Raw genomic sequence first — 13,633 nt, 5'->3', positions numbered from 1 at the left:
TTATCGATTAATTAATGGAAACGAAAGTAGGCAATTGGATTACAACCACCAATAAATTAATCTATCCATTTCTATCTAACCGAATCTATCTACTATATATACTATCATAGAGATAAGGCTCTCATTCAAAAAAATCCCATTTCATCGGAAATTATAGTTTCTTATTTGTTCCTTCTAATTTGCAATTGATATCCAATATTTTCATATCTTTGAATCTCAATAGATTGAACATTCTCAAAAACTCTTCGCAAACGACTTATTGCATTATGAAGTCTCGGATCATTATTTGATTTATCCGACCAAAATATTTTCTTGATTTCTTCGTCTTTCAATATGTAATCTGGAGCTTCTAAAAAATGTTTTAATAAAATAGCTGTTTGTGGTAATATCTGAATTTCCTCTTTACCAAATATAAGCTTTCTCAAATCTGCATCAAACATAATACCTTGGTCCATATGATAGATATGAACAGAGGTAGGAGCAACAATGTTCTTTTGCCATCTCTTTCTAAAAAATATCACTATATTAATAATAACTGCACACAGCCAATAAATAAAGCCATAAACAAAGCCTCTTACCCCCACAAGAGTAAAAAATGAAAAGTAGAAAAAACCTTTTGCTTCAACCTCGCAACGATAACCTGCCGTAATATCGAATTCTGGTATACAATTTTCATGTAAAAAAGAGTCAGGGTATACACTTTCTGTAATGTTTTCATCTTTATCGGATACCAAAAGCTGCAACGCAAAAGTGCCAGACAAACTTTGCTGTTTCAAATGCAGTTGCCACTTTTCATATAAAGAGTCCACTACTAAAGGATGTTTAGATAAATAAGCAGTATGTAAAAAACGTAATCGCGGATCAGATGTTATATTTCTACGACTTTTTTCTTTATCCAAACAGTATCCACGTTTTCCGCTTTCATCTGTTATATAAACCGTATCAGGATACTCCTCCAATCGCTGTTTCCTCTCACTAGTGTAAAGATAACCGTCAAAAGCATCTTCTTGTAAATGTTGCAAAAAAACTGCTTTGAAAACACTTTCCACTCTTTCACTGAACATTTTTTTTCTAGCCTCACAATATAATTGTCCTAGAATGAAAAATAATACTATCTCCCCTAAAAATATTATTAGCAAAAAGTGCATCTTTTGTCTATCTTTAAATGTAATTGTACCACTTAGTTTCGTTAGTAATTTCATAGTGTGACTTATTTATCTGTTTGAATAGCACAAAGGTAGCATTATTTGTAATAATTGACAGACAATATAAAAAATATTTTGAGTTTTTGGTTATATCAAAATTAACCTTTCCAACCAAAGAAATTAGTCTATTTTTAAGATTCACTCTATAAATATTAAATCAAAATAAAAGCAAGAAGAGAAATAAATGCATAAATCAATGCAAGAATATACCGTTTTCAGACTAAATATTACATAAATAAGGGATAAAAAACGAATTATTTACCGCTAACTAAGCTTTGTTCCTCACCGAGGAACGACTCGTTGCCCGGTGTGCGTCGCTCCCTTCCTCACCGAGGAACAATACATTCATCGGTGAGACCCAAATTTATCGGTATATTTTCAGCTATTTCACACTATATTCCATCCAAATCAAATATAGCAAAAAGAAAGTACTTATCAAATAATCAAACGAATATCCGCAAATAGCCTCTTTACAGCAAACAATAAGCATCCAAATAACCTAAAAACAAAGCACCACGGATTTCCACAATCCCTAATTACTCACATATTTATTCGCATACAAGACTCTGTTTTAAATTCAAGCAGGAGAAACGCATAAGATATCCAATTTTTATGTATGTTCTCATTTCAAGACTTCCATATATAAAAAAATCCTATATCATGTCTAAGATGATATAGGATACTAACAATTATATAGAGGCGTTTATTACAACGCCTTTATTTCTTCTATGGACAAGCCTGTGACTTGCGAAATAACATCAAGAGGAATATTCAGAGTCTTCATATTGCTTGCTGCTTCCCTTTTCTCTTCCAGACGGCCTTCATTAATACCTTCCACACGTCCTTCAGCATGACCCTCTACACGACCTTCAGCATGTCCTTCTGCACGTCCTTCTGCACGTCCTTCTGCACGTTCCGTAAATATATTATCTTTTAATATGACAATATTATCCAAATGGCGATAGTAAGCATCAAGCTCTGCTTTAGTCATCTTGTCAAGTTTTAATCGTTCACGGGCTTCTGTTAAACCTGGAGCAGTCGCACTATCAGGAATATCACCTGTATTCAGATAATAGATCCATTCTTCCAATGGGCTTTTAGCTACCTGATTAAAATCATTGACCTTCAAAATATAATATTCAGGATAAAGTTGACTTACTGTATCCACTTTAAAAGTTTGTTTCTGAAAAGGAGTCAGTTCAAGCATATCTCCCTGATGAATTCCCCGGAATTCCGTTTTACCGTGATATACGGTATCTTTACCACTACCCAAAGAAAAATAGACAATATTGACACTATATACTTTACGTACCTTATAATAGCCTTCTCCACGATTAATATACTCGGTCACTTTAGAAGTACCAAACAGAATACGTTGGAAATAAGCATACTCATTATTGTTCTGAACTTCAATCAGAATAAGTTCACCTTTCGAGTTTTCAGCAAGCATATCTACACGATTATACTTATCAAATTCATCTTCTTGATTGCTTTCACTCTCCAAAAGTTTCTGAATGACTATCTTTTCATTCAAAAGAGTAGTCAGAAGGCCTTCAAGAACAGCAAAATTGGCTTTATTACGCAATAAACGCTTCATAGCCCAATCGAAACGAATATAATTACTCGGCATAAGTTCGTCTCCTTTCTTGTTATCTTGTTTCATGCTAACAAAGGTAAGCAGAAAATGTTTGATTCCCAATAAAATGTCTCTTCTTATATTATGTCCGTGGTTTAATCCGAAAGCAGCTTCTCCAACCAAGTTCTCACCTCCTCCGCAGTAGGATGAATAGCCAATATTTTCCCATTTTTATCCACCAGATAAGTACATCCGCCACCATTACCTACACCATACCTCTCCCAGATCTTGCCTGCATCATTTAATTCCAGAAGATTGAGCCATGGATATTTGTCTTTAGCAACAGCATTTTTCATATCAGCAGCCTTGCGTTCACGAGCTACGCCCACTACTACAAATCCTTTATCTTTATACGTTTCATAAACAGGAATCATACTGATAGAAGTACGACGACAAGGACCACACCATGAAGCCCATAAATCGATCAACGCTACTTTTCCCTGTATCTCTTCGGATAATGTATATTGAACACCTTGTAAATCAGGTGCTGTAAAGTCAACAAAATTTCCGCCGATCTTTATTTCGTTACTTACAATCCATAATTTCATATACTCCGTCATAGGATTATCAGTAAATTTTTCAGCGTATACTGTACGGTATAGATTGATATAAGTAGTCATATTTTCATCGGAATCATGCATTCTTCTTGCCTGACGAGTCAATAAGTAAAGTCCCACTAAAGTAGGATTTGACTGGATATACTCATTTTGATATTCCCTATATTTACTATACACTTCCTGGCTCTTTTGTTCAAATGCTTTATATTCTTCCGTATATGCTTTCCCTTCTTTTTCCAGTTGACGTGCCTTTTTGCGAATCGCATCTAATTCCTGCTTGTCCTCCGTCTTTGCAAATTGCCCATGTAAAACCCTCATCTCCGGAGTTTCTATTTTCCCTTCCTGCTCTAAACGTTCTCTCTCTTTCTCAAGAGGAAACATAAATCGATCATTCGTTTCTTTCCGGAAACGAAGAAGTTCACTTGTCAACGGTGCATTCGAATGTATTTCCGGTTCTTTCTCCATTGAATACAAGGCCAATTCTATTTTACCATTCTCGGAAAAGAAAGAAATCGGATGCCACGCACCATTCATCTGATCGCTCCAGGCATATAATATATAGGGCTCTTCTTTATCAACATATAAATCATAAGAGAATTTTCCATCACGCACCGGGACAGAAATCCATTCCTGCACACGGGGATCAGTGCCTTCCGGCATCAACATTAAACGACTGTATGCGGGATTATCAATCACTTTACCTTCAATACGACAATGTATTTTCTTCTTTTGATCCGGCTTCTCTAAAGAAATGTCATTTATCTGAAAGCCATTGTCTCCAGTCAGCATTTCATCAAAATCCACTGATTTATCACGTTTATCTATTGGTTCGAATTGTAATGTAAATGAACGGTTACAGGATACAGGCATATATTCCTTATTATCCAATTTTATACCTGTCGCACGTATCAGACGATACATTTTCCCTGTTTGTCTTCCTTTTAGTACAGAGGAAGACGCTATGCTAACCCATGAATTGGGACGACTATACATATCGCCCTTAATAACAACAGCTGTATCTGAAACCTCAACTTGATATAACTCCAGTGCATCAGTTGTACGTGCTCCTGTTGCCGGATATTCAATCACTCTGGTTTGTGCCGAAACAGAGATTCCCATCAGGACAATTCCAACTGCTAATAGTGTGTTTCTCATATTATTTTCCTATTTTATTTTCCACTGTCCCAGCGTCCGTGTCGTACTATCAAAGTTTACTCCAATTTTAACAACCTTGCGATGATCTATCTCATAAGGAATAGCATATTGTTTACTATTAATTTGCGCCAACGCTTCTTCGGGTGTTCCGTCCACTTTAAACTCAAACACATAAATCGCATCAGACATCTTTATCACCACATCTGCTCTGCCAATAGCATTCTTAACCTCTACATCCACATATTGCCCCATCAAACAGAATAACAAATAGAAGATAGTTTGGTAGTGCTTCTCCTGATTGTTCTCCAAATCGTATGGTATAGAAGAAAAGAAAGAACGAGTACGAAGAAGGCACTGCTCAATATCACCTTTCATCAAATCCCTGACAAAAGAGACTACGTAGAAATTACTTTCGCGGGTCGGCTGATTGAGGTAAGAGGGAATCAACGTCTCAATAAAGCCTATTTTAACTTCTTCATTAGGATAGCCTAATGTATATGTACGGAAAAGAGATTCATATCCTTTGATAGTCAGATAACCGCTCTGATAAAGTACAGGAATCGGATCGGTGATAACCTCCGTCGCTTTATCAAAGTCCTCATCTTTCACTTCCATCTTCTCCAATAAATTGAGACTGAAGTCCATTCGCTGTAACATTTCAATCAAGAAAGTGGGCGTACCGGTAGAGAACCAAAAACTTTTATAATCCCTTTGAGAAAAAGCATTGAAAAGACTAAACGGGTTGTAAATATCTTCACAATTCTTGCTAAAGTGATAACCGTCATATTGCCGTTTCAAATGCTGGCAGGCTTCTTCATAAGTCTCATTGTTCTTCTGCGCTATCCTCTCAATATCCGGTTGCATTTGACTCCGCAATTCACCTTCTGTAATACCACAAATAGTACTATAATCATCGCTCATACTGATATTCTGCAAGTTATTCAACTCACTAAATATACTCATCTGACTGAATTTACTGATACCTGTCAGAAATAAAAAACGAAGGTATTGCCCTTGGGCTTTGAGAGGACTGAAGAACTTCCGCATTTCAGTTCGTAATTGTCCTTGTAAAGCAGAGTCACTATTACTATCCAATAAAGGTGCATCATATTCGTCAATCAATACGACAACCTGCTTTCCTGTCTGTTGGTAAATTCGCTGAAGCAAACCCGTCAAACGCGCTGCATAGCTCGTTTCTTCTTCATTTTTCCCATAAATCCTCTCCCATCCGCTTAGATAAAGATTCAGTTGCTCTTGCAAGTCTTCGATAGCGGTATATTTTGTTCTGCTGAAATCAATATGCAACACAGGATAAACAGTCCATTCTTGTTCCAACTGTTCTATTGCCAGTCCTTTGAATAAATCTTTTTTTCCGGAGAAATAGGCGTCAAGAGTAGAGACTAGAAGACTTTTTCCGAAACGGCGGGGGCGGCTAAGGAAATACACAGTATCAGTATGGACTAATTGATAAATCAATGCGGTTTTATCAATATATACACAATCCATATTACGTAACTGCTCAAAATTCTGTATCCCGATAGGATATCTTCTAAATATCTCTTTCATATCAATCTAATGTTTTTTGTTGAAACATGAACAAAGATAACGTTTTTACGCATATCTTGGACAAAATACAATCCGAATTTGTTATCTTTGCCCATATCATTGTTATATCAAAATGAAAGTTGTTATGAATCCATCCGTTAATATGCTCCGCAAACTCCCGATAGGAATACAAAGCTTCGAAAAACTCCGCTCTGAAGGTTTTCTTTATGTGGATAAGACTGCGTTGGTGTTTCGTTTGGTACAAGCAGGTGCTCCTTGTTTCCTTAGTCGTCCGCGGCGTTTCGGAAAGAGTCTGCTACTATCTACTTTTGAAGCTTATTTCAAAGGACAGAAAGAACTCTTCAAGGGACTTGCTATCGAACAATTGGAACAGAATTGGTTCGAATATCCGGTACTTCACCTCGACTTAAATGCTGAAAAATATGACAGCAAAGAACGATTAGAGAAAATGTTGGAATTTCACCTGACAAGGTGGGAAACACAATACGGTGTTGATAAAGGAACAATGACATTTTCCGGCAGGTTCGCCACAATCATCCAACAAGCCTATGAACAAAACGGACGCAGGGTAGTTGTGCTCGTTGATGAATATGATAAACCCATGCTACAATCATTCGATAATCCGGAATTGCAAGACGACTATCGTAAAACATTGACAGCCTTTTATACCGTGCTCAAAAGTACCGATGCTTACTTGCAGTTTGTCTTTATCACCGGAGTGACAAAATTTGCGCAAATGGGGATATTCAGCACACTGAATCAACTCAACGATATCAGCTTTGACCTTGAATATAATGCTCTCTGCGGCATGACTCGCCCTGAAATAGAAGCAACTTTTGCTCCTGAACTTCAAGCACTGGCCGCACAAACGGAAGCAACTTATGACAATGTAGTGGAACAACTTACCCGACAATATGACGGTTACCGTTTTACTCCGAGCAAGGGATTTGCCCCAATATATAACCCGTTTAGCGTACTTAGCGCCCTTGACAAACTGCGTTTCGGTGACTATTGGTTTGCCAGCGGCACTCCCACTTTCCTGGTGGAGATACTTAAAAAGACTGATTTTGACCTTCGTGAACTTGATGGCATCGAAGTTTCTTCCGTCTCTTTGAGTGACGACAGGGCAAATATCGGCAATCCTGTACCGATGATTTATCAGAGTGGGTATTTGACGATAAAGTCTTACGACCCGAAATTCAGGGTATATACATTGGGATTTCCCAATGAAGAAGTGAAATACGGTTTTCTCAACTTTGCCACCCCTTTTTATACTTCAGTTTCATCAACCGATACGTCTTTTTATATCGGTAAATTTGTTCGCGAACTATGTAATGGAGACGTTGAAGCATTCCTCACCCGTTTGAGCTGTTTCTTCGCTGACTTCCCCTACGAATTGAATTCGAAAACGGAACGTTATTATCAAGTTGTATTCTATCTAGTTTTCAAACTAATGGGCCAATTCCCACAAGCGGAAGTACGCACTGCCATCGGTCGTGCAGATGCTGTAGTAAAGACTGCCAATTATATCTATGTATTCGAATTCAAACTAGAGGGTACAGCCGAAGACGCTTTACGGCAGATAGATGAAAAAGATTATATGTTACCTTATAGTGTTGACGGCAGGAAGCTCATAAAGGTAGGTGTTTCCTTTGATGCCGAGAAACGGAATTTAGGAAAATGGATCATTAAAGAGTGACGCTATCCCACCAACATAGTGACGGTATATGCACAGGATAGCGTCACTATCCAAGGCATATACCGTCACTATATTTAAACCGGATATTTCGGGCTTTTAACTCTAGTTTCCGCGCTGTGTAGGCAAGGTAAATTCCTGCGAATCACAAATCACCCCATTCTCGTCCGCCACTGCGACACGGAATGTCACTTCACCATCTTTCAACCTTTCACCTGCATGAATCGAAGCCGTATAACGGATACCCTCACCCGGAAGAATTTCCTCAATCATCACCGAAGGAGAGATGCCGAGATGCTTCACCTTTCCTACCGTTTCTACCACAGGAACCACATTATAGACAGGCTTTCTCCCTTCATTCATAATCTCAAAGATAATCTTGCTATTTTCTCCCGCATCAATCACATGACTACGATTATCATCAATGAAACGGATTTTGCGCAACTTCAGTTGAGAAATGGGCGGCTGCACTTGCGGCTGCTTCTTATACTTTTGCACACGTACTTCCCGTACTTCAGGAATATACGCATCCTCCTCTATCTGCTCTTGTCTCGGTGCCGTCAATGCGTTTCCAATAGCCGCACCGGCAATGGTTCCTACAATATTTCCAATAGCAGAGCCACGATAACCGCCCCTCCAGCCATGATTATTATCTCCGATAAGTCCGCCTATCGAACTTCCCAGACTACCTCCGATAGAAGCACCTGCCATGATAGCTCCCGGATTTCCCATACGCCCCGACGCACATCCACTCAAAAGCAAAGCGGAAAGCAAAATTACTGTTAGTTGTTTCTTCATGAGCCTCTCTATTTAGTGTTATTATTTATTCTACCACTTTAAAACGAGCGAAACGCAACAATAGTTGTTTGTCACCCGCATTTTTAAAATGAATAGTGGCTTTCGCATTGTCTCCCGTTCCTTCCACTTTCAGCACTTCGCCCAATCCGAAACGTTCGTGCTCTATCATCTGTCCGACTTGTACTCCTGCTACCGATGCTGAACCGGAAGACGCCATCTGCGCACTGCTACTTCCACCAACAGCACTTACCTTCTTCAAATTTCTCGGCACACTGGGAGCAATAATCTGTGCTTTCGGACGTTCACGCTGCTCGGAAGAATTACTACCGAAAGGCGCACGCGACGAAGAAGCAGAACGGGCAAAGCCCCCTTCAATCTCCCTGCGGAAACGTCCCGCACCTTCATCCACAGCACGGCTCACTCCTGCTTCATGCGGCAACCGCAAATAATCAACATCAATATCACGCAGGAAACGACTGGGACTTCCAAACTCCATCTTTCCGTAACGGAAACGGGTTTTGGCAAAAGACAGATAGCAATGTTCTTCCGCACGGGTAATAGCTACATAGAACAAGCGACGTTCTTCTTCCAGCGCCCGGGGAGAATCTCCGACCATCCCACTGGGAAACAGATTTTCTTCCAGACCGACTACAAATACATTCTTAAACTCCAATCCTTTCGCCGAATGGACGGTCATCAACGTTATCTTTTCCCCATCATCCGCCTTGTCGGAGTCCTGATCGGTGAGCAACGCAATTTCCGAAAGGAAATCAGTAAGAGACACATTCGGATCGCCTTCCTCCTGCCGCAAAGCGCAGAAGTCATTCATACCATTCACCAACTCTTCTATGTTCTCCTTACGACTTAGATTCTCGGGGGATGTGTCCTGACAAACATCATTGATAATACCGGACTGACGGATAATATCCGTTCCTATTTCATAAGCGTTCTTATCCGCCTGATCGGCAATAAAACCTTCTATCAGTTCACGAAAGCCCTGCAGTTTTGCATGAGTTCCTTTGTTTATATCCAGTCCGTAACTCAATGGTTCGCAGACTGCCGCCCAAAGACTTACGCCATGATTGGTAGCCGCTGATATAATCTTCCCGACCGTGGTATCTCCAATGCCACGAGCCGGATAATTGATGATTCGTTTAAACGCTTCTTCATCATTCGGATTCACCACCAAACGGAAATAAGCAATCACATCTTTTATCTCTTTCCGCTGATAGAACGAGAGTCCCCCGTAAATCTTATAAGGCATACTCCGTTTCCGAAGAGCCTCTTCGAAAATACGGCTTTGCGCATTCGTACGATATAGAATGGCAAATTCAGCATATCCGTAGTGATATTCCCGACGCAGCTCCGCAATCTTATTAGCCACAATATCACCCTCTTCCACATCACTATACGCCTGAAACACACCGATGGGTTCCCCTTTTTCTTTCTCCGAGAACACGGCTTTCCGGATCTGACGTTCGTTCTTTTCAATCAGACTATTGGCAGCACAAACAATGGTTTGCGTAGAACGGTAATTCTGTTCCAGTTTAAAGACTTTCGTGTTGGGATAGATTTTCGTAAAATAGAGAATATTATCAATATCCGCCCCACGGAAAGAATAGATACTTTGCGCATCATCTCCCACCACACAGACACGTTGATTCTCCTTTGTCAGTTGCAGAACAATGCTATGCTGCGCATAATTCGTATCCTGATACTCATCCACCAACACATAACGGAACTGATCGCGATAACGTGCCAGCACTTCCGGAAAGTCACGAAACAGAATATAGGTATATACCAATAAATCATCAAAATCCATCGCTCCCGCCTGACGGCATCTGTCCCAATAACGGGTATAGATGTCACGGATAGCAGGCATCTTGGCAGCCATATCTCCTTCGTAAGCCTCTTTATTGGCAGCATACCCCGTAGGAGTGACCAAATGGTTTTTTGCATTAGAGATGCGTGCCTGCACTACTCCCGGCTTATAAGTTTTCTCGTCCAACCCCATCTCTTTAATGATGGAACGAAGCAGGCTCTTACTATCAGCCGTATCATAGATGGTGAACTGGGAAGTGAATCCAATATATTGTGCTTCGGCACGAAGAATACGTGAGAAAATGGAATGGAAAGTACCCATCCACAAATAACGTGCCCGTTCCATACCTACCTGCCGGGCAATACGCTCTTTCATCTCGCGCGCAGCCTTATTAGTAAAGGTCAGCGCAAGGATATTCCACGGATTGTACCCGTTCTCCTGCTCCAGCAAGTAAGCGATTTTATAAGTCAACACACGCGTCTTCCCCGAACCCGCACCGGCTATCACCAGCGAAGGACCGTCATTATAAGTCACTGCTGCACACTGACTCTCGTTCAATTCATCTATATAATTGGTATTCATAACAGCATTATAAAAACAATGTGGATTTTTAACAAACCCTTGGCACTCAAATTTGTTCTCAATACAAAAGTATAATATTCATTCGAGAATGAAGGTATTTTTATGAATTTTCATCACTAACTATTTTAACCTAACCCCAAAAAGCAATGAAAAGGAGTATATTTTTATCAATTATTTTAAGTTTGTTTCTGGTTGCCTGCATTCCACAGGCAATGGCACAAAAACAGAGCCGCTTGGAAAAGCTGCTAAGGTATCTGAACGATAATGACGCCGACAAATGGCAGAAAAACCGTGATAAGATAGATGACGAGACGCAAACCTATTATGCCGAAGAACTGGCATTGTTGGACGTTCTCAACGAATTGTGGAACAAACAAAGTGAGCAAGCTGCCACCAACTATTTCGGCTGTTACGAACAAGCTACGAAAGCTTATTTTCCGAATATCTGCGAAGAAGAGAAAATACAGCTTTCCAACGTACAAGACAAAGCGGAACAGGCTGTTATCTCCATCTTAGAAGCATCGAAAGAGCAGATTCCCTTTAGCAAGACATTGATGGACAGCATCCAGTCAAGCGGCTATCCGGCAGACTCCGCCCTCTTGCAAAAGGTGCGGGACATCCGCGAACTGGCCCTACTGGAAGGGATGCTGAAAACACCTGCGCTGAACATCTATCAAACGTATATCTCGGAATATCCGAACGGCAAGTTTATCTCTCAAATCAACACTGCGGAGAACAAACGGCTTTATCAGATTGTAAAGAGTAATCCGACCTCTGCGAATTTCAAAGCATTCTTTGATAATGCCGCCATGCAGAAATTCTTCACTGATAAAGATACACGTCCCTTCCTTTCGGAAGTCCGCACGTTATACGACGACTTTCTGTTTCAAGGGATTGACAGTCTCCGGGAGAAAGGAAATGCAACAGCTATCCGACAGATCATTGACGACTATAAGCAATCACCTTACCTGACTTCCACAGCACGTACGCACCTGGATGACCTTGAATATCTTAGTGAAAAAGCTGATTTTGAGCTTTTAAAACCTGCCATTGTCAGTTCCGAATCGTTAAGTATGTTGCAGGATTTTCTTTGCACACACAGATACAAGGAATTTCGCGACCAGGCCAACGCACTGCGGGCACCTTTTATTCTGCAAACAATCATATCCACCCCTACTTCCGTGAAATACTATAATGGAGGGCGATTGATAAAGTCTGCGGAAAACGACAGCACAGGAACCACCTCGACCACTTATTCGTATGACGATAAAGGACAGCTCGTCTCCACCCTGGCACTTACCATGAAGAACGGGCAGCCAAGTAATGAAATACAGACGAATAGATTATACGACCCGCAAGGTCACTGCATCTTTGAGGTACAAACGAATCCGAAAACCAAAACGGATCTCTACCGGCGGACACGCCGCATCGGTACCGATGGAAGTATTGAGAGTGATTCGCTCAAGTATGCAGACGGAAGAGTCGTCATAAGCTCCTATAATAAACAGGGATTATTGACCGAAACCAAAGAATATAATAAGAACGGAGAACTTCAGACCTACACCGCCAACAAATATGATGATAAAGGAAGATTGATTTCATCCCAACATCAAAACTTGCTTTTTGCCAATTCTCCGGATCAGGTTATTTCACAAAAAGATGCTTATGAATACGATAAATACGGTTATCTATCGCAGATTGTCTACCAACGGATTTTGGGTAATAACCAAAAAACGTCCGGATGCCTGACTTGCCTGTACGATAAATACGGGAACCGGATTGACGGCAATTCTTATTATGAATATGACAATACGGGCCAATGGATCTGCCGGACCAACCGCGATCACCCGAAAGAGGTGGAACGTATACAGTACATTTACAAATAAAGTAAGATGCTGTGAACATTTTGCAGAAGGCTTCTGTTATTATAGTATAACAAGCCAATTAAAACTTGTAACATTATGAATACTATATTAATGTCTTTAATTATGATGACCATGACTTACGAAATGCCTAAACTTCCTTACGCAAACAATGCGTTGGAACCTGTAATCAGTCAGCAAACAATAGATTTCCATTACGGAAAACATCTACAAACGTATGTAAATAATCTGAATAGCCTCGTACCCGGAACAGAATATGAAGGTAAAACGGTAGAAGAAATCGTTGCAACCGCACCGGACGGAGCTATATTCAATAACGCCGGACAAGTATTGAATCACAATCTGTACTTCCTGCAATTTGCCCCGAAACCCTCAAAGAAGGAACCGTCAGGCAAACTGGGAGAAGCCATCAAACGTGACTTCGGTAGCTTTGAAAACTTCAAGAAAGAATTCAACGCAGCAGCAGTCGGATTGTTCGGTTCAGGATGGGCCTGGCTATCCGTTGGGAAAGACGGTAAACTGAAAATCACGAAAGAAGCCAACGGCAGCAATCCGGTACGTGCCGGTTTGAAACCGCTTCTCGGATTTGACGTTTGGGAACACTCCTATTATCTGGATTATCAGAACCGCCGCGCCGACCACGTAAATGCCCTGTGGGACATCATCGACTGGGATGTGGTTGAAAAAAGAATGTAACCGGATTTACTAGCAAAACTATACTTATGAAAAAGGT

At 40.5% G+C, this 13,633-nt stretch carries 9 protein-coding genes; 3 read left to right on the top strand and 6 right to left on the bottom strand.

Annotated elements, in window-relative coordinates; all coding sequences use genetic code 11:
• Positions 1–161 precede the first annotated feature (161 nt).
• From HMPREF9009_RS15540 to HMPREF9009_RS15525, 4 genes are all read right to left on the bottom strand, one after another.
• Positions 162–1,202, bottom strand: coding sequence for a winged helix-turn-helix domain-containing protein (locus HMPREF9009_RS15540; protein WP_049702647.1), 1,041 nt, complete (start codon positions 1,200–1,202; stop codon positions 162–164).
• 709 nt (positions 1,203–1,911) lie between these two features.
• Positions 1,912–2,868 carry a PD-(D/E)XK nuclease family transposase gene (locus tag HMPREF9009_RS15535; protein WP_049703346.1) on the bottom strand — a complete coding sequence of 319 codons (957 nt, stop codon included), beginning with the start codon at positions 2,866–2,868 and terminating at the stop codon, positions 1,912–1,914.
• A 68-nt stretch (positions 2,869–2,936) separates the two neighbouring features.
• Complete coding sequence (locus tag HMPREF9009_RS15530; protein ID WP_049702646.1) at positions 2,937–4,553, bottom strand: redoxin domain-containing protein; 1,617 nt, start codon at positions 4,551–4,553, stop codon at positions 2,937–2,939.
• Between the two features lie 9 nt (positions 4,554–4,562).
• Complete coding sequence (locus HMPREF9009_RS15525) at positions 4,563–6,119, bottom strand: ATP-binding protein (RefSeq protein ID WP_049702645.1); 1,557 nt, start codon at positions 6,117–6,119, stop codon at positions 4,563–4,565.
• Between the two features lie 124 nt (positions 6,120–6,243).
• Here HMPREF9009_RS15525 and HMPREF9009_RS15520 point away from each other — a divergent pair, with 124 nt between their 5' ends.
• A complete protein-coding gene (locus tag HMPREF9009_RS15520; RefSeq protein WP_049702644.1) occupies positions 6,244–7,818 on the top strand; it encodes an ATP-binding protein in 1,575 nt (524 codons plus the stop codon).
• A gap of 102 nt (positions 7,819–7,920) precedes the next feature.
• Here HMPREF9009_RS15520 and HMPREF9009_RS15515 read toward each other — a convergent pair whose 3' ends face one another.
• Together HMPREF9009_RS15515 and HMPREF9009_RS15510 are read right to left on the bottom strand one after the other, a co-directional pair.
• Positions 7,921–8,613 carry a hypothetical protein gene (locus HMPREF9009_RS15515; RefSeq protein WP_004313158.1) on the bottom strand — a complete coding sequence of 231 codons (693 nt, stop codon included), beginning with the start codon at positions 8,611–8,613 and terminating at the stop codon, positions 7,921–7,923.
• A gap of 25 nt (positions 8,614–8,638) precedes the next feature.
• Positions 8,639–11,017: an ATP-dependent helicase gene (locus HMPREF9009_RS15510; protein ID WP_049702643.1), complete on the bottom strand. Its 2,379-nt coding sequence runs from the start codon at positions 11,015–11,017 to the stop codon at positions 8,639–8,641.
• Positions 11,018–11,163: 146 nt separating this feature from the next.
• Here HMPREF9009_RS15510 and HMPREF9009_RS15505 point away from each other — a divergent pair, with 146 nt between their 5' ends.
• Positions 11,164–12,903, top strand: coding sequence for a hypothetical protein (locus tag HMPREF9009_RS15505; RefSeq protein ID WP_049702642.1), 1,740 nt, complete (start codon positions 11,164–11,166; stop codon positions 12,901–12,903).
• Positions 12,904–12,978: 75 nt separating this feature from the next.
• Complete coding sequence (locus HMPREF9009_RS15500; RefSeq protein WP_049702641.1) at positions 12,979–13,596, top strand: superoxide dismutase; 618 nt, start codon at positions 12,979–12,981, stop codon at positions 13,594–13,596.
• Positions 13,597–13,633: the final 37 nt, after the last annotated feature.

Origin of the sequence: Bacteroides sp. 3_1_13, assembly GCF_001185845.1 — a bacterium.
In the GTDB taxonomy this organism is placed as follows: domain Bacteria; phylum Bacteroidota; class Bacteroidia; order Bacteroidales; family Bacteroidaceae; genus Bacteroides; species Bacteroides xylanisolvens.
The sequence above is the reverse complement of the archived record's forward strand: the minus strand, read 5'-3'. Positions and strand labels throughout refer to the sequence as shown.